At 71.8% G+C, this 17,004-nt stretch carries 15 protein-coding genes; 10 read left to right on the top strand and 5 right to left on the bottom strand.

From position 1 onward, the window contains the following. Position 1 precedes the first annotated feature (1 nt). On the top strand, positions 2-1,759 hold the full coding sequence (locus ACFO60_RS17260; RefSeq protein ID WP_380841360.1) for an ABC transporter ATP-binding protein: 1,758 nt from the start codon (positions 2-4) through the stop codon (positions 1,757-1,759). A gap of 194 nt (positions 1,760-1,953) precedes the next feature. Here ACFO60_RS17260 and ACFO60_RS17255 read toward each other — a convergent pair whose 3' ends face one another. Together ACFO60_RS17255 and ACFO60_RS17250 are read right to left on the bottom strand one after the other, a co-directional pair. Beyond that, complete coding sequence (locus ACFO60_RS17255; RefSeq protein WP_380841359.1) at positions 1,954-3,396, bottom strand: pectinesterase family protein; 1,443 nt, start codon at positions 3,394-3,396, stop codon at positions 1,954-1,956. 491 nt (positions 3,397-3,887) lie between these two features. Next, entirely contained in the window at positions 3,888-5,951 is a 2,064-nt protein-coding gene (locus ACFO60_RS17250) for a S9 family peptidase (protein WP_380841357.1), read from the bottom strand. Between the two features lie 67 nt (positions 5,952-6,018). Here ACFO60_RS17250 and mshB point away from each other — a divergent pair, with 67 nt between their 5' ends. The 5 genes from mshB to ACFO60_RS17225 all read left to right on the top strand — a co-directional run bounded on the left by mshB (position 6,019) and on the right by ACFO60_RS17225 (position 9,659). Next, complete coding sequence (mshB, locus tag ACFO60_RS17245) at positions 6,019-6,927, top strand: N-acetyl-1-D-myo-inositol-2-amino-2-deoxy-alpha-D-glucopyranoside deacetylase (RefSeq protein WP_380841356.1); 909 nt, start codon at positions 6,019-6,021, stop codon at positions 6,925-6,927. Between the two features lie 10 nt (positions 6,928-6,937). Next, the gene (locus tag ACFO60_RS17240) at positions 6,938-7,456 is read left to right on the top strand and encodes a DUF6113 family protein (RefSeq protein WP_380841355.1); all 519 of its coding nucleotides are present in this window, start codon (positions 6,938-6,940) and stop codon (positions 7,454-7,456) included. A 10-nt stretch (positions 7,457-7,466) separates the two neighbouring features. Further along, positions 7,467-7,973 (top strand): flavin reductase family protein, encoded by a 507-nt coding sequence (locus ACFO60_RS17235; RefSeq protein ID WP_380841354.1) that lies wholly within the window; start codon positions 7,467-7,469, stop codon positions 7,971-7,973. 14 nt (positions 7,974-7,987) lie between these two features. Then, entirely contained in the window at positions 7,988-8,413 is a 426-nt protein-coding gene (locus tag ACFO60_RS17230; RefSeq protein WP_380841353.1) for a hypothetical protein, read from the top strand. 205 nt (positions 8,414-8,618) lie between these two features. Further along, positions 8,619-9,659 (top strand): MBL fold metallo-hydrolase, encoded by a 1,041-nt coding sequence (locus ACFO60_RS17225; RefSeq protein ID WP_380841352.1) that lies wholly within the window; start codon positions 8,619-8,621, stop codon positions 9,657-9,659. A gap of 16 nt (positions 9,660-9,675) precedes the next feature. On the opposite strand, the gene ACFO60_RS17220 is transcribed toward ACFO60_RS17225, so the two are convergent. Next, a complete protein-coding gene (locus tag ACFO60_RS17220; RefSeq protein WP_380841351.1) occupies positions 9,676-10,887 on the bottom strand; it encodes a methyltransferase in 1,212 nt (403 codons plus the stop codon). A gap of 97 nt (positions 10,888-10,984) precedes the next feature. Next, positions 10,985-11,866, bottom strand: coding sequence for a hypothetical protein (locus tag ACFO60_RS17215; protein WP_380841350.1), 882 nt, complete (start codon positions 11,864-11,866; stop codon positions 10,985-10,987). Positions 11,867-11,946: 80 nt separating this feature from the next. On the opposite strand from ACFO60_RS17215, the gene ACFO60_RS17210 reads away from it, so the two are divergent. From ACFO60_RS17210 to ACFO60_RS17195, 4 genes are all read left to right on the top strand, one after another. Then, complete coding sequence (locus ACFO60_RS17210; protein WP_380841349.1) at positions 11,947-12,561, top strand: TetR/AcrR family transcriptional regulator; 615 nt, start codon at positions 11,947-11,949, stop codon at positions 12,559-12,561. A 445-nt stretch (positions 12,562-13,006) separates the two neighbouring features. Beyond that, a complete protein-coding gene (locus ACFO60_RS17205; protein WP_380841347.1) occupies positions 13,007-14,224 on the top strand; it encodes a chymotrypsin family serine protease in 1,218 nt (405 codons plus the stop codon). Positions 14,225-14,385: 161 nt separating this feature from the next. Continuing rightward, positions 14,386-15,648, top strand: coding sequence for a chymotrypsin family serine protease (locus tag ACFO60_RS17200; protein ID WP_380841346.1), 1,263 nt, complete (start codon positions 14,386-14,388; stop codon positions 15,646-15,648). Between the two features lie 261 nt (positions 15,649-15,909). Then, a complete protein-coding gene (locus tag ACFO60_RS17195) occupies positions 15,910-16,629 on the top strand; it encodes a hypothetical protein (RefSeq protein ID WP_380841345.1) in 720 nt (239 codons plus the stop codon). Between the two features lie 133 nt (positions 16,630-16,762). Here ACFO60_RS17195 and ACFO60_RS17190 read toward each other — a convergent pair whose 3' ends face one another. Further along, positions 16,763-16,993 (bottom strand): hypothetical protein, encoded by a 231-nt coding sequence (locus ACFO60_RS17190; RefSeq protein WP_380841344.1) that lies wholly within the window; start codon positions 16,991-16,993, stop codon positions 16,763-16,765. Between the last annotated feature and the right edge of the window lie 11 nt (positions 16,994-17,004).

Below are 17,004 nucleotides of genomic sequence, written 5' to 3'. Positions count from 1 at the left end.
CATGAGCGCCCAGAGGCAGATCCTCCCCGTCGCCGACCAGGCCCAGGTCCGGGCCTACGCGCGCCGGCTGACGCTGAAGTACCCCGGCAGCCTGGCGCTGGCCCTGAGCCTGCACGGCCTCGCCGCCGTCGCCGGGCTCGCCGCGCCGAGGTTCCTCGGCGAGCTGGTCCAGGGCGTGCGCGACGGCTCGGGCGTCGACGTCGACACGATCGCGCTGGCGATCGCCGGGTTCATCGTCGTGCAGGCCGTCCTCATCCGCTACGCCGTCTATGTCTCCGCCAAGCTCGGCGAGAAGGTCCTCGCCGAACTGCGCGAGGAGTTCGTCGACCGCGTCCTCGCCCTGCCGCTGTCCACCGTGGAACGCGCGGGCTCCGGCGACCTGCTCACCCGCACCTCGCGCGACGTCGACGCGCTGTCGCGCACCGTGCGGCACGCGGTCCCCGAGACGCTGATCGCCATGGTCGCCGGGGCGTTCGTGCTCGGCGCCCTCGCCCTGGTGGGGCCGTTGCTCGTGCTGCCGTCGCTGGTCGCGGTCCCCCTGCTGTGGTACTCCACCCGGTGGTACCTCAAGCGGGCACGGGACGGCTACCTGCGGGAGAACGCCGCGTACGCCGAGATGACCGAAGGGCTGAGCGAGACCGTCGAGGGCGCGAGGACGGTCGAGGCGTTCGGCCTGCAGCGCCGCCGCCACGAGCGCACCGACGGCGACATCGCCCGTTCGTGGGCGGCCGAACGCTACACGCTGGGCCTGCGCACGGTGTGGTTCCCGGCCGTCGAGTTCGGGTACGTGCTGCCGATCGTGGCGACGCTGCTGATCGGCGGCCTGTTCTACCTGCGCGGGTGGGTGGACCTCGCGCAGGTGACCGCCGCCACGCTGTACGTCCAGCAGCTCATCGACCCGCTCGACCGGCTGCTGTCATGGGTGGACGAGCTGCAGGTCGGCGGCGCGTCCATGGCCAGGCTGCTCGGCGTGGCGAACGTCCCCGACGACCGCGTGCCCGGCGCGGGACGGCCGGAGGGCGAGCGGGTCACCGCCGACGAGGTCCGGTACGCCTACCGCGAGGGCCACGACGTGCTGCACGGCGTCTCGCTGGAGGTCGCCCCCGGCGAGCGGCTGGCGATGGTGGGCCCGTCCGGCGCCGGCAAGTCCACGCTGGGCCGGCTGCTGGCCGGCATCCACGGGCCGCGCACCGGCTCGGTGCGGGTCGGCGGTGTGCCGCTCGTCGAACTGCCCCTGGACGAGCTGCGCGGGCACGTGGCCCTGGTCACCCAGGAGCACCACGTGTTCCGCGGCACGCTGCGCGACAACGTGCTCATCGCCAGGCCCGACGCGGGCGACGACGCCGTCAAGGACGCCCTCGCCGCGGTGGACGCCCTCGAGTGGGTCGAGGCGCTGCCGGACGGACTGGACACCGTCGTCGGCTCGGGCGGCAGCGGGGTCACGGTGTCGCCGGCGCAGGCCCAGCAGGTCGCCCTGGCCAGGCTCGTGCTCGCCGACCCGCACACGCTGGTGCTCGACGAGGCCACCTCGCTGATCGACCCGCGCGCCGCCCGCCACCTCGAACGCTCGCTGGCGGCCGTCCTGGAGGGCCGCACGGTGATCGCCATCGCGCACCGGCTGTACACCGCGCACGACGCCGACCGGGTCGCCGTCGTCGAGGACGGCCGCATCAGCGAGCTGGGCTCTCACGACGAGCTGGTCGCCGCGGGAGGCGCCTACGCCGCCCTCTGGGAGAGCTGGCACGGCACCTCCCGCTAGTCCGGCCCGAGGGCCGGAGCCCGGTGACCGGAGGGCGGGCCGGTCACCGGGGTCTGGGGCCTGCCCACGGGCAGGTCACCGGGGCACAGGCCGGTGCCGGCCTTTCGGACCGGCGTGGGCGCCCGGCAGCGGCGGGCACGCCGGCGACGGGGTCGAGCGGCGTGTCGCGCGTCTTCATCGTGATGGTCGTCCGCTCAGCCGACGGGGTTCCAGCCGTCGGATCCGGCGAGGTACCGCTGCGGGGTGTAGCTGGCGGCCTGGGAGTCGGCGAGCTGGGGACGGTTGGAGTTCGTCCCGGCCCCGGGGCCGGTGTTCCGGTATTCGAGGAACCGCGCGTTCTTCCATGAGTTGCCGGACATGTCGGTCCAGGGCTGGGCGGTCTTGATCGTCGCGCTCAGCGTGGACTCCCGGTAGAGCACCTGGGCGTTGGGGCCCCAGGGGCGTCCCAGCGTGGTGGTGTTGTTCGTCGCGCCGGTGATCCTGGACTTGTAGATCAGGAAGCCGTACGTCTTGCCCGCCGCGGTGCGCGCCGCGGTGAGCGGGCCGCCGGTGCTGCGCTTCTCGTAGATGTCGCAGTTGTCGAACACGCCGGTGCCGCCGCCGAAGATGAAGTCGACCGTGCCCTCGACGTAGGAGCCTCTGACGTACGCGCGGGCCGAGTCGTTGACCAGCAGGGTGTCCTGGTCGCCGAGCAGCCGGACGTTCGTCAGGGTGGTGCGGTCTGCGTCCAGGCGCAGCGCGACGGCCTGCTGGTCGACCGTGCTGCCGTTCTCGTTGTAGTCGTTGGAGACGGTCAGGTTGGTCGCCGTGACGTCGCGGGCGGACACGATGGCGGTGTAGCTGCTGAAGGTGCCGCCGCTGCCGGCCGCCGACCGATTGTTCACGATCACCGTGTTCGCGGGCGAGGAGCCCAGGCCCTGCAGGGTGACGTACGGCTTGTTGACCGTGACGATCTCGCGGTAGGTGCCCGGCTTGATGGTGATGACGACCCTGCTGCCGTTGTTGGACGGGACGGCGTCGATGGCCGCCTGCACGGTCCGGTACTTCCCGGTGCCGTCGGACGCCACGGTCGGCTGACCGGTCGTGGGTGTGGGCGTCGGGGTCGGCGTTGGCGTCGGGGTGGGCGTGGGGGTGGGCGTGGGTGTCGGTGTCGGTGTCGGGGTCGGTGTCGGTGTCGGGGTCGGTGTAGGCGTGGGAGTCGGGGTGGGGGTTGGTGTGGGGGTGGTCGTCGAGCCGGTGCAGGTGGTGCCGTTGAGGGTGAAGGCGGCGGGAACGGGGTTGGATCCGGTCCAGCCTCCGTTGAAGCCGAAGCCGGCCTCGGCGCCGGTGCCCAGTGATCCGTTGTAGGAGACGTTGGCGGCGGTCACGGCGCCGCCGCTTTGGGTGATGGTGGCGTTCCATCCTTGGGTGATGGTCTGGCCGGCGTCGAAGGACCACGTGAGCTGCCAGCCGGAGACGGGGTCGCCGAGGTTGGTGATCGTCACGTTGGCGCCGAAGCCGCCGTCCCACTGCGAGGCGATGACGTACGACACCCGGCACCCCGCCGCGGCCGACGCGTGTGACGGAGCCAGGATGGACGCCGGACAACAGACGGCGGCCAGCGCTCCGCCGGCTGACAGCAGCCGTTTCAGCAACATGGGGCCGTGTACTCCTTCCCTGCGGACCGACCGTTCGGAGGGATGCGCCGGGCCGGCCCGTGGTCCATCCCGCCGGCGAGACGTCGCCCCCGCCCTCGGCCGATGGGACACTCGCCGCTCCGCGCGGCCCGCCGGTCGGGCGCACGAAGGCTCGGCCGCGGGCGCGCGGAGGGAGCTAATCCGATTAAATTGGGTTAGTCAACAAACCATCTCGAAGGCATCTCACGGCACGGCAGTGCCGGCAGGCTCTCTACCTGCGGCTTTGAGGGTGAGGCATGTGCGCGGCCGCTCGGGCGGCGTGCGAAACGTTCATTGTCGGAACCCGTCGACCGTCTCGCGGCACCGTCGTCGTCCCCCGGACATCGAGCAGGGCATCTGCCGGGGGGCTGGTACGCCGAACGGGCCCTCTCGCCGGGACGCCGGTACGTCGGCCGGGAGAGGACCCGCTCGGTGGACGGGCGCCGGGTCGGGCGCCTGACGACTTCCCGGGGTCAGGCGCCCAGGGACTTCTTGAGGAAGTCGACCTGGAGGTGCAGGAGGTTCTCGGCGACGACCTCCTGAGGGGTCATGTGCGTGACGCCCGACAGGGGGAGGACGGTGTGCGGCCGGCCGGCGGCGAGGAGCGCCGAGGACAGGCGCAGGGTGTGCGCCGCCACCACGTTGTCGTCGGCCAGGCCGTGGATGAGCAGCAGCGGCCGCTGGAGCTTCTCGGCGTCGGGCATCAGCGAGGTCTGTTCGTACACCTCCGGCCGCTCGGCGGGGTGCCCGAGGTAGCGCTCGGTGTAGGCGGTGTCGTACAGGCGCCAGTCGGTGACCGGGGCGCCGGCGATGGCCGCGTGGAACACGTCCGGCCGGCGCAGCACCGCCAGGGCCGCGAGGTAACCGCCGAACGACCAGCCCTTGATGGCGACCCGGGTCAGGTCGAGGTCGTCGGGGTAGAGCTGGGCGGCGCCGTGCAGCGCGTCGATCTGGTCCTCGAGCACCGGACCCGGCACGTTGTGCAGCACCTCGCGCTCGAACGCCGGGCCGCGGCCCGGCGTGCTGCGGCCGTCGGCCACGATCACCGCGAAGCCCTGGTCGGCGAACCACTGCGGCTCCAGGAAGATGCGGCCGTTGGCCATGACCCGCTGGCCGTGCGGCCCGCCGTAGGGGTCCATGAGGACGGGCAGCCGCCGCGAGCCCGGCACGTGCCCGCTCGGCAGCAGGACCGCGGTGGCCAGCTCGCGCTCGCCCGTGCGCACCAGGGAGACGCGGGGCTCCAGCTTGGGGCGCTCGGCGAGCGAGCCGATGTGCACGCGACGGTCGCCGCGCCGCACCTGGACGGTGACGCCCGGGCCGTCCAGGGTCTGGCCGGAGATCAGCAGGGTGCCCGCGCCGAGCCGGCCGCTGTACACGCCGGGCTCCTCGGTCACCGGGGTGATGGACCCGGCCGACCACGTCCACAGGTGGATCTCGGTCGGGTCGCCGCTCGCGCGGAACAGCACGGTGTCGCCGTCCACGTCCAGCACGTCCCGCACCTGCAGGGTGGGCGGGGTCACCGGGGCGTCGCCGATGATCAGGCGCCGCCCGCCGTCGGCGTCGGCGGTCCACACCAGCGTGCCGTCCGACAGGCGCGCGGGGACTCCGCCGACGACGTCGACCCACGCCTCGTCGGTGTCCTCGCGGACGACCTCGGACGCACCGGTGGCCGGGTCGACGGAGAAGAGCCTGACCGCCTTCTGGTCGCGGGGCATGGTGACGATCGACAGCCCGTGCCGGTCCCAGCCGGCCGTCACCAGGTACTCGTCCTCGAACGGGACGGCGACGCGCGAGCCGTCCAGCCCGAGGACGACCAGCTCCACCGTGGCGTTGGCCGTGCCGGCGGCGGGATAGGCCACGGCGGTGGGGGTGCGGGCGGGGTTCGCGGGGTCGGCGATGTGCCACACCTGGACGGGCGACTCGTCGGCCCGCTCGACGAGCAGCGCCGTGCCGTCGGGCGACCACCAGTGGCCGCGCATGCGGTCGAGCTCCTCGGCGGCGACGAACTCCGCCAGGCCGTAGGTGACGCCCTCGGCCTCCGGCGTGGCGAGCGCGCGGTCGGCGCCGGTGGCGACCTCCTGCACGTGCAGCGCGCCGCCGGTGACGTACGCGACCCGTGCGCCGTCGGAGGACAGGCGCGGGTCGATCACCGGGCCGGGGGTCTCCAGCCGGCGCACGGCGCCCGAGGTCAGGTCGGCCAGATAGAGCCCGCCCGACAGCGCGAAGACGGCCGAGGACAGCGAGGCGTCCGTGGTGTAGGCGACGACGCCGCCCGCCTGCTCTCTGGCCCTCTCACGGCGGGCGCGCTCCTCGGCGGGAAGGTCCTCGTCCGCGGCTCCCAGGTCGGCGGGGTCGACGACCAGGCGTTCGGCGCCGGAGGTGAGGTCGAGCTCCCACAGGCACGTCACAGGGTCGGTGCCCGACCGGCTGCGCAGGAAGGCGACGCGGCCGCCGTCAGGGGAGATGGCGAACCCCCGGGGCACTCCAAGGGTGAATCGGCGGGTTCTTGCGTAAAGACGGGGAAAGCTCTCACTCATCCTCTCATCTTGCCAGGTCGGCTGAGGGGGGTGCCGATTTGTCGTGGGGCTTGGCTAGCCTCGGGGCATGACCGACCGTCGCTTGATGCTCGTCCACGCCCACCCCGACGACGAGACCAGCGGCACGGGGGCCACGATGGCGAGATACGCCGCCGAGGGAGCCCATGTGACGCTGGTCACCTGCACTCTGGGGGAGGAGGGCGAGATCGTCGTGCCCGACCTCGCCCATCTGGCCTCCGACAAGGAAGACCGGCTCGGCCAGCATCGCGTCGGCGAGCTGGAGGCCGCCTGCAAGACGCTCGGCGTCGACGATCACCGCTTCCTCGGGGGCGCCGGCCGCTGGCGCGACTCCGGCATGATGGGCGAGCCCACCAACGACAACCCCGGCTGCTTCTGGCGCGCCGATCTCGACGAGGCGGCCGGCGAGCTGGTGAAGATCATCCGTGAGGTCCGGCCGCAGGTGATGGTGACCTACGACGAGAACGGCTTCTACGGCCATCCCGACCACATCCAGGCCCATCGCGTCGCCTGGCGGGCCTTCGAGCTGGCCGCCGACGCCTCCTTCGGCGAAGGCGAGCCCTGGCAGGTCGCCAAGTTCTACTTCACCACCATGGCCAAGTCGGCGTTGCGCCGCATCGGAGAGGTGATGCGCGAGTCCGGCGCCGACTTCTTCACCGACGAGGCGATGGAGGACATCCCGTTCGGCTCCGAGGACGCCGACGTCACCACCGTGATCGACGCCCGGGGGTACGCCGGGGCCAAGCTCGAGGCCATGCGGGCCCACCGCTCCCAGATCGATCTCACCGCGCCGTGGTTCGCCGTGTCCGAGAGCGTGGGCGAGTGGACGCTCGGCATCGAGCTGTACATCCTCAAGGCCGGCGTCCGTGGCCCCGCGGGCCGCGAGCTGCCCGTCGACCAGGGGGGTCTCGGCGAGCCGGGCGACCGCGAAGACGATCTCTTCGCGGGCATCGGTTAGCCTTCCCGATATGGACGAAGAGCAGGCCAGGGCGGACGCGTGGCAGGAGGTCGCGGCCGCGCGGGCCAGGTGGGAGGCGGAGCATCCGCAGCCCGCCGAGACCGAGCCGGGCGCCGCGGTCACCGGCGCCGCGTACGGCGTGCTCTTCGTGCTCGGCGCCGTCTACGGGGTCGTGTCCGGGCTGCAGCACTCCTGGGGCGTGGGCGATCTGGTGGCGCCCGTCCCGATCGCCCTGTCGCTCCTGCTGTTCGGGCTGCTGTACGGCGCGGGCCGGCTGATGGGCACCAAGCTGGCGGCCTTCGTCTGCGGCATGGGCTGGATGCTCGTCGCGCTGGTGTTCTCGGTCAAGCGGTCCGAGGGCGATCTGATCGTCGCGGCGACTCCCGCCGGTTACTGGTATCTCGGCGGCGGCGCCGTCGCCTTGGTGGTCGCCGTCCTGCTCATCCCCTCGTCGGGCTCGTGGCTGCTGCACCCGGGCCCCTTCGGCAAGGCGCGTCCCATGAACATCTCGGATGGTATGTCCGCATAGGCTGGCCAGCGTGCATCAGGGATCCGCGGAGAACCGCCTCGATCAGGAGGTCTTCCGGAAGGTGACCGGCCGCTTCGCCACCGGTGTCGCCATCGCCACCACCCTGTCCGGCGGGGTCGACCACGCCATGACGGTCAACTCCTTCGCCTCGGTCTCCCTCGATCCGCTGCTGGTGCTCATCTGCGTCGAGAAGATCGCCAGGTTCCACGCCGCCGTGCTCGACGCGGGCGTGTTCGGCGTCTCGATCCTCGGCCAGGACGGGGAGGACGCCTCCCGGGCCTTCGCCACGCGCGGCCTCACGCTGGAAAGGCAGCTCGACCGCTGGTCGCACCGGCGCGGCTCGCTGGGGATGGCGCTGTTCGACAGCGCCATCGCGACGCTGGAGTGCCGCACGACGGCCGTGCACGACGCGGGCGACCATTCCATCGTCGTAGGCGGCGTCGTCTCGGCGGACGTCCCGAGGGACGCTCCTCCGCTGCTGTTCCACGAGGGCCGCTACCACCGCACGGGTCACTGAGCGACAATCGAGACATGCGTGGCCGGCACCGGGCGAGGCAGGTCGTCAACTACGTCAACCTGTCGACGCCGCTCGGACTGCTCATCGCCGTGGCCGGGCGGGCTCGGGTGCGGCGTGGCGAGCACGGCCTGCTGTACGCGCACGGCTACCGCATCCGGTTCCCGGTCGCGGGGGCCTTCACGGTGGGCAACGTCGTCCTGACGGCCCAGGAGGACGGCTACCTGACCGGGGCGCTGCTCAGGCACGAGTCGCGGCACGCCACCCAGTACGCCTTCTGCGTCGGGCTTCCTCTGCTCGTGCTCTACGTGCTCGCGGCCGTGTTCTCCCTGGTGATCTGCGGCCATCCCGCCTCGTGGAACGTCTTCGAACGCCTCGCCGACCTGGACGAGGGGGGATACCCGAGGCATGCCGCCCGGTGGCGGAGGCGCACCCTGGAGTGAAAGGGGTCCCGCGCCGGGAAGGTTAATGGATGTCACACCTGCGCTGAGCAGGAGATTGCCGCACATCGTATCGGCATAAGGGAGGACATGACGGATACCTCGGACGGCTGAGGCATGTTTTTCGCCCAGGGGGGATCATGAGAGCAGAGTGGTGATCCCCCAACGGAACAACCCGCCTCCACTCGGTGACGAACAGGAGGGTCGAATGTCGCAAATCGTCAGCCCTGAGGTCCCCCCGGTCACCCCGCCGACCGACCCGGTCACGCCCCCGCGCCCGCCCGCCACGCCATCGCCCGCCACGCCGCCGCCCGGGCACGGCGCCCGAACCTTTCCCGCCGACTTCAAGGACCGCCTGACCTGCCCGCTGCCCGACTTCCGTGAGATCGTCAGCGTCACCTGGCACGGCGGCCTCCGGCCGGACATCGGCGACGTCGACCAGATCCCCGTGCTGCGCGCCGGACTGCCCCCGGTCGCCGCCCAGGACGCCGCGATCACCTGGGTCGGCCACGCCACCTACGTGCTGCGCGTCGGCGGGCTCACCGTGCTGACCGACCCCGTGTGGTCCCGTAAGATCCCCGGCGTGCGCCAGAGGCTCACGCCGCCCGGTCTCGCCTGGAGCGACCTGCCGCCGATCGACGCCGTCGTGATCAGCCACAACCACTACGACCATCTCGACGCCCCGACGATGCGCCGGTTGCCCCGCCACACGCCCGTGTTCGTCCCCGCCAACCTCGCGAGCTGGTTCACCAAGAGGGGGTTCACGAACGTCACCGAGCTGGACTGGTGGGAGAGCGCCCAGATCGGCGACGTGAGCTTCGATTTCGTTCCCGCGCACCACTGGAGCCGCAGGACGCTGTTCGACACCTGCAAGTCGCTGTGGGGCGGATGGGTGCTGACGTCGCCGCACCAGCGCGTCTACTTCGCCGGAGACACCGCCTACGGGGACCGCTTCAAGCAGATCGGCGAGCGCTACCCGGGCATCGACCTGGCGCTGATGCCGGTGGGCGCCTACGAGCCGCGCTGGTTCATGCACGTCACGCACGTCGACCCGGCCGAGGCCGTCCAGGCGTGCGAGGACGTGGGCGCCCGGCGGATGGCGACCATGCATTGGGGGACCTTCGTCCTGTCCGGCGAGCCGCTGATGGCCCCCGTGCAGGAGGCCCGTGCCGCCTGGATCGCCTCGGGGCGCGATCGCGCCGACCTGTGGGACCTCGCCGTCGGCGAGACCCGCGTCCTGAACGCCTGACGCGCGAAGCCGTCTTTCACCCTTTCACGCGAGTGCGGGGGCCCGCGCCGAGGGCGTCCAGGCAGAGCTGGACGAACCAGCGGACGCCGGGCAGCAGGAGCAGCCAGCCGGCCGACGCCCAGCCGAGGTGGATGTGGGTGAGCGCCTGCGCGAACGCGGCCACCCCTTCCGCCCGGGCGCCGTCGGCGCGTTCGTAGGTCATCCGGCGCAGGCCGGCCGGGTGGGCCTCGGCCGCGACCAGACGCAGCGCGACAGGCCCCCGGCGGGCGATCCACCCGCCCACCTGGCGGCACTGCCCGCAGGTGGTGGCCACGTACAGCGACGCGGGCGGCATGGCGGGCCGCAGGCGTGGGATCCAGGGGCGCACCCGGCGCCGGTAGTCGTGCCACGCGCCGCCGAACCGCTGTTCGAGCCGCTCACCCTCGTGCCAGGCCGCCAGGCCGGCTCCGTAGCAGAACGTGACGAACGCCGCCACGAGGAACACCGCGTCCAGCGCGGCCAGCACGAGGTATCCGGCCGTCATCGCCACCTGCATGGGGTTGCGCACGTACGCGTACGGCCCGCCGGTCACCAGCCTGCCGGGAGGATCGTACGGCAGCGGCGTGCCCCCTCCGACGGCGGCGAACTCGCGTACCGCCGCCAGCCCGAGCAGCATCGGCGCGGCGAGCGCCTGGGCCGCCAGAGCGAGCGCCCACGCCGGCTGCCGCCACACGCCGGTCGTGAGCACCGGCGCCGCGAGGCCGAGGCCGGACGCCAGCGCGACCTGGAAGGCTACTCTGGCCGGGAGCAGGCGCCGTTCCTCGGTCCAGCGGGCGAGCAGGAGACCGGGCACCAGGGCGAACGCGATCGCCGTCGCCTCCCCCGCCAACCAGAGCGGACCCAGTGCGACGACCGGCCCGGCCCGGGGCATGAGCGCCAGGTCGAGCCACGCGAGCACGGCCGAAGTGAGCGCGATGGGCGCGCGCGGAGCGGCCAGCACGGGGCAGGCGCCCCACAGCAGCGCCCACCCGAGCAGCAGGTCGACCGGAACGCGCGCCAGCAGCGCGCCTTCGGCGTGGAACTCCCACCAGCCCGCCTGCGACGCGACGACGTTCACCACGGCCAGCACCGTCAGGTTCCACACCGTGGCGAGGAGGGCGGCGGCGATGCGCGGTTCGCCCGGCCGGCGCACCCTGGCCGCGACCAGCAGCACGACCACCGGCGCCATCAGCGCCACGCCCCGCACCACCGCCGCACTCATCGAACGCCCGTGCTCGAAGGCCGGAGAACGCCCGTGCCCGGGGGCCGGAGAACGACCGTGCCCCGAGGGTGGAGAACGACGGCGCTCATCGGGTGAAGGTGGCGGCGAGGTACGCCGCGGCCTCGCCGGCCGCGTGCCGTTGCAGAGGCCCGAAGTACCAGGCGGGGTCGAACGTCCTGCGGTAGCGCAACGTGACGCGCACCTGGGCGCGAGTCCAGGCGAACTCGGCCTCCCGCAACTCCAGCCAGCGCGCGAGCGTGGTGTCGCGCACCACCTGGAACACCACACGGCCGGGCGCGCTCTGTGTCACGCGCAGGGTCATCGAGCGTGGTTCGGGCGTCGCGCCGATGCCGAGGGAGCGGCGCGGGGTGAAGGTGATCTCGCGCACCGCGCCGACCTGGAGTCCTTCACCGCGCGCGGAGAGCGGCCTGGGGAAACCCAGGCGCAGGAAGGTGGAGCCGAACGGGGCGAACACGGGTGGCCTGGCCAGGGCCCGCCCGACGTCCGCCGCGCCGGCCGGGCGGATCGCGGTGACCTCGTGCTCGCGTGGCAGCGAGGTGGCCTGCGAGGCGCCCTCGGTGACCGTCAGCAGCAGGAGCGGAAAGACGATCAGCTGTATGCCCCTGTGACGCCGCCCCCAGTCGATGAGCAGCCCGAAGAACAGCCCGGAGGCGTAGAAGACGGGGGCGGCGAACACCAGGCAGACGATGCCCTCGCCGAGCAGCGGGCCGGCGAGGGCGAGCCCGACGGTGATCGTGGCCATGACCAGGCCGGTGGCCGACCGGGGCCGCGCGGTGAGCGCGATGGTGATCGCGATGACGGCGGGGATGCCCACGTAGAACACCGCCGTCTGCTCCAGACGCCCCGCGTTGAGCACCTTGTACGCCAGGATCGCCGCGAACAAGGCGGCGAGCACGCCGGCCAGCGCACGCCGCGATCGCCTCTGGTGCCGCACATCAGGCTCCACGCGCGCTCCCTTCATCGACCGATTTAATCGAGTGATTAAACCGTATGATGAGGAGCCAGCGTGACGCAAGAGGGGTGGGCATGACCAAGCAGCCGGGCGTGGAGACGCGAGAACGGCTCATCGAGGCGGCGGCGCGCACCCTGCGCGCCGAGGGGTACGCCGGCACCAGCGCCCGCACCATCGCCAAGGCCGCGGAGGTCAACTCGGCGCTGGTCTTCTACCATTTCGGCGGCGTGGACCCACTCCTGCTGGCCGCGCTGGACCGCTCCTCCGAGCAGCGGATGGCGGCCTACCAGGAGGCCGTGGCGGAGGCCCGCACGCTGGAGGAACTGGTGGAGGTGGCGACCCAGATCTACCGGGCCGACCTCGAAGGCGGCCACATCACGCTCTTCGCCGAGCTGGTCGGGGCCAGCATCGCCCGCCCCGAGCTGCGCGAAGAGATCGTCAAGCGGGCCGAGCCGTGGATCTCCTTCATCGAGCGGACCCTCGAACGGGTCATCGGCGGGTCACCGCTGGCCAAGCTCCTGCCCCCGCGCGATCTGGCGTACGCGTCGATCACGTTCTACCTGGGCGTGAACCTGTTCACCCACCTGGACGCCGACCGCTCCCGCACCGAGTCCCTGTTCGCCCTCGCGGAACGGGTGGCCCCCCGGGCCAAGCTCCTCACCGTCCGCCTTCCCCGCCGCCGCCCCTGACGGCCACGTCATGACCGCATCTGGGGCACGCGTCTGATGCATGCCCCTTCCCCGGCCGGGACCAGCTCGCGCGCTGCGGCCCGCGACGCGGTGCCGGCCGGTGACGACGTCCGCGGTCGGCCGGCGATCGGCCCTTTTCGTCATGTCCGGAAGCGGACAGTGAATGGCATGTGCTTTTTATCGTAATTAGGGAAGTCGAGAGGCGTATGTCCGCAGGTGGCGCTTCGGTGAGCCGCCAGCGCATCCCGTAAACGCGAAGCCGGAATCCCGGCATACGGCTGTCCGACTTGTTGCTTTACCAGTGACTGATACATGGGTCAAGGCGTTGATTGGCCCGTAAATGCATGGAATACCGGATGCATCCCCGCAAGGAAGTCACGGAGGAGCATTCGTGGAAAACCCCCCAAGTATCGCAAGAGCCCCGCGAGCCGCCCGTCGTCTGGCGGTGGCGTTCGGAGCCGCCCTTCTCACCGTCGGGATGGGCGTCGCGCCGGCCGCCGCGGCTCCCGACCCGGTCAAGGACACCCGCACCCAGTCCATCGAGCCGACCGGCAAGGTCCCGGGCGGGTTCGCCTCGTGGAAGGATCTGCTGGCCGCCCAGGAGAAGCTGACCAGGGCCGCCGACCGCATCACCGAGGCCGTGGCGCAGAACAGCGGCGGTTACGCCGGCGTCATCGCTGCGCCGGAGAGCCGCGAGCTGCGCGTGTACTGGAAGGGCAAGCCGTCCAAGGCGTTCAACGACCTCCTGGGCCTGTTGCGGCGCGACGTGGCGATCAGCGTGCTGCCCGCCCAGTACACGGCGCGAGAGCTGGAGGGTGAGGCGAACCGCCTGATCCGCGCGAACAGCAGCGTGCTCACCTCGATCGCGCCGCTGCAGGACGGTTCCGGGCTCAAGGCCTCCACCGCCGTGCTCGGCGCGGCCCGTTCGGCGATCTCCGGCGCGAAGGTGCCTGTCACCCTCGAGTACGGCGTGAAGCCCGAGCTGTCCACCCGCTGGAACGACTCCCCGCCCTGGTGGGGCGGCGGCGCCTGGGCCAACGCCACCACCGGCGGCGGCTGCTCGACCGGCTTCGCCGTGACCTACGGCGGCGCCCAGAAGATCCTCTCCGCCGGGCACTGCGGCGACGTGGGCCACACCGCCACGGACCCGACCGGCCAGGTCATCGGCTCCGTCACGCAGGACAACAACTCCCGCGACGTGCTGCTGATCGGCGCCAGCGCCGGCGGCCGCGTCTTCAACAACCCGGTCGGCAGCGTCGCCACCGAGTACAGCAACGCCGTGGTCGGCACCACCGGCTCGACCGTCGGCATGTTCATCTGCACCTCCGGCGCCTACTCCGGCACCAACTGCAACATCAAGGTCACGGCGGTCAACGTCACCATCAACGTGGGCTACCTGATCAACGGCACCGTCCAGGCCGAGCAGCAGGCGCACACCAACGCCGTCGGCCAGGGCGACAGCGGCGGTTCCGTCGAGGTCGTCAACCCCGCCAACACCAACACGGTGTACGCCGCGGGCGTCAACACCGCGATCGACGGCAGCACCTCCGTCGCCTGCACCGGTTACGTGACCAGCGGCCGTATCTGCGCCTGGCGCATGTACTACGCCCCGTGGAGCAACGCGACCACCGCGTTCCCCGGCATCGCCATCATCCTCGGATGATCGACGAGATCTGATTCGAGCGATCAGGGGCCGGTGCGCAGGCGCCGGCCCCTTTTCGTCGCCCCCACACAGCTGTCCAGGCCCCCGTAGACGGGGACGAGGTACCGGTCGGCCGTCGCTCGTGTGAAACGCCGAGGTCGTCGCTTAGGAGGATCGCAAAGGTGAACAACCCCCCGAGAAACCGCAGGTCACCCCGATTACGTAACCTCGTCGCGGCGGTCGGCGTCGTGCTCGCCGCCGCCGGGATGGGCACCGCCCAGGCCGCGAGCGCCCCGGATCCCGTCAAGCCCCAGGCCACCGGATCCGTCGAGCCCACCGGGCCGGTGCCGGGCGGCTACGCCTCGTGGAAGGAACTGCTGCTCGATCAGCGGAAGATGGTCAAGGCCGCCGACCGGATCACCGCCGCGCTGGCGGACTTCGGCGACGGCTACGCCGGCCTGATGGCGGTGCCGGAGAGCCGCGAGCTGCGCGTGTACTGGAAGGGCAAGCCGTCCAAGGCGTTCAACGACCTCCTGGGCCTGTTGCGGCGCGACGTGGCGATCAGCGTGCTGCCCGCCCAGTACACGGCGCGAGAGCTGGAGGGTGAGGCGAACCGCCTCATCCGGGCGAACCGCGATCTGATCACCTCCATCGAGCCCCTACAGGACGGCTCCGGCCTGAAGGCCACCACGGCCTCGGTCGGCGCGACCCGCACGGCGATCTCCGGCGCGGCGGTGCCGGTCACCCTCGAGTACGGTGTGCGACCCAAGGTGGCGAGCCGCTGGGACGACAGCCCGCCGTGGTGGGGCGGTTCGGTGTGGGGCACCTCGTCACCCGCCTGCACGACCGGGTTCGCGGTGACCTACCAGGGCGCCACCAAGATGCTGACCTCGGCGCACTGCGCGTCGGTCGGCTCGACCGCCAAGGACCCGACCGGCCAGGTCATCGGCAGCGTCACGCACAGCAACTCCGCCCGTGACGTGCTCCTCATCGGCACCAACGCCGCGGGGCGGGTCTTCAACAACCCCCTCGGCAACGTCGCCACGGAGATCAACAACCCCGTGATCGGCACCACCAGCTCGATCGTCGGCCTGTTCGTCTGCACCTCCGGCGGCTTCTCCGGCACCAACTGCACCATCAAGGTCACCGCGGTCAACGTCACGATCAACGTCGGCTGGCTGATCCAGGGCACCGTCCGCGCCGAACAGCAGTCGTTCCTCAACGCGGCCGGCGGCGGCGACAGCGGCGGCCCGGTCGAGGTCACCAACGCCAGCAACACCAACCAGGTCTACGCCGCCGGCACCATCACCGCCACCGACTTCAGCACCCAGGTGCCCTGCACCGGCTACCGGCCCACCGGCCGCGTCTGCACCTGGCGCATCTACTACTCCCCGTGGAGCAACGCCACCACGGCGTTCCCCGGCATCGCCATCATCACCGGATGATCGGCCTGACACCTCTCTGACTCGATCGATCGGGACCGGGGCCCAAGGTTTCGGTCCCTTTTCGTCGTCATATGCGAACGCTTCCAGCGAATCGCATCACGCAATACGACACCATGCCTGACGGATGGATAAGTCAACTGAAAGTGGACGAATGATCGCGAGAGGGCGGCGCGCGAAGAGAAATACGGTGAACGCCGCGCGGCGGTTTTCCGTCTTATGTTCGTCAGGTGCGTGAGAACCGGATCGGCGAGAGGCGTCACCATGGACCAGAGACACCGTATGGGCGCGGCGGCCGTGCTTTTCGGCTGCACCGTCACCGCCATCCTGGCCTGCGCCGCCCCGCCCCCCTCGGCCGGTGACACCCCACGGCCCGCCGAAACCCCGGCCTCAGGGCAGGACGCCTCACGACCCGGGGGCGCCCCGGCCCCGGAGGCGGGCGGCGCCGTCCCGGGGACGGGAGGCCCGGCCGCTCCCGGGACGGGCGCCCCGGCGCCGGGCACCGAAGGCCCGGGCCCGAGTACGGGCGGTCCGGTTCCGGGTACGGACGGCCAGGAGCGCCTGGCCGCCCTCGCGGGCCAGGTCGAGGACTACCTGCGCCGTCGCTTCCCCGGCCACTTCGCGAGCGTGGTCCTCGACGTTCCGCACCACACGGTCATCGTCTACCGGCGCCCGTCCGCCCGGCTGGACGCGGCCCTGGGCCACCGTTTCCCCAAGCAGCCGATCAGGCCGCGTGACGCCGCTCATTCGGCCCGCGAGCTCGACGCGATCGCCCGGCGCGTCACCGGGGACGTGCGCTACTGGCAGGCGCGCGGTGTCACGATCACCACGATCGCCGTCAGGCCGGACGGCTCGGCCGTGGAGGTCGGCACCACCGATGTGGCCAAGGCCGCGCGCGAACTGCCCAAGCGCTACGGCAGGGCGCCTCTGAAGTTCGTCAAGTCCACCCCGACGCTGGTGACCCCGCCCACCGCGACCGGCTGACCAGGACGACCCGAGCACCCCGGCCGCGAGCCCTTCGAAGGCCCGCCCCGGCGTCGCACCGGCGCGCATGAGCCCTCCAAGGCCTCGACCCAGGCGCGGAGCGTCCCGCGGCGTGCGGGAGCGGGGGATCGTGTCACGGGAGCCAGTTGAAGAACCATCGTGTGCCACCTACGGCGCTTCTCGCGCCGCTTTCGACCCTGCCGCGCCCTCGGCCGCGCAACCACTTCACACTCAGACAGACGTAGAGCACCGTGCTGAGCCCGAGGGCGCCGAGGGAGGCGAAGGCGAGCACGCGGCTCTGGACGGACACCGAGATGAGGCCGACTCCGAAGCCGGCGAAGGCCAGGCACAGCATCACGGTCACGTGCCATGTCC

The organism is Sphaerisporangium dianthi (genome assembly GCF_042654065.1).
In the GTDB taxonomy this organism is placed as follows: domain Bacteria; phylum Actinomycetota; class Actinomycetes; order Streptosporangiales; family Streptosporangiaceae; genus Sphaerisporangium; species Sphaerisporangium dianthi.
Note: the sequence above shows the minus strand (reverse complement) of the source record. Positions and strands in the feature narration are given on the sequence as shown.

Coding starts and splice junctions, on each gene's coding strand:
- ACFO60_RS17260 (WP_380841360.1), top strand. CDS start 2: ATGAGCGCCCAGAGGCAGATCCTCCCCGTCGCCGACCAGGCCCAGGTC.
- ACFO60_RS17255 (WP_380841359.1), bottom strand. CDS start 3,396: ATGTTGCTGAAACGGCTGCTGTCAGCCGGCGGAGCGCTGGCCGCCGTC.
- ACFO60_RS17250 (WP_380841357.1), bottom strand. CDS start 5,951: ATGAGTGAGAGCTTTCCCCGTCTTTACGCAAGAACCCGCCGATTCACC.
- mshB (WP_380841356.1), top strand. CDS start 6,019: ATGACCGACCGTCGCTTGATGCTCGTCCACGCCCACCCCGACGACGAG.
- ACFO60_RS17240 (WP_380841355.1), top strand. CDS start 6,938: ATGGACGAAGAGCAGGCCAGGGCGGACGCGTGGCAGGAGGTCGCGGCC.
- ACFO60_RS17230 (WP_380841353.1), top strand. CDS start 7,988: ATGCGTGGCCGGCACCGGGCGAGGCAGGTCGTCAACTACGTCAACCTG.
- ACFO60_RS17225 (WP_380841352.1), top strand. CDS start 8,619: ATGTCGCAAATCGTCAGCCCTGAGGTCCCCCCGGTCACCCCGCCGACC.
- ACFO60_RS17210 (WP_380841349.1), top strand. CDS start 11,947: ATGACCAAGCAGCCGGGCGTGGAGACGCGAGAACGGCTCATCGAGGCG.
- ACFO60_RS17195 (WP_380841345.1), top strand. CDS start 15,910: ATGGACCAGAGACACCGTATGGGCGCGGCGGCCGTGCTTTTCGGCTGC.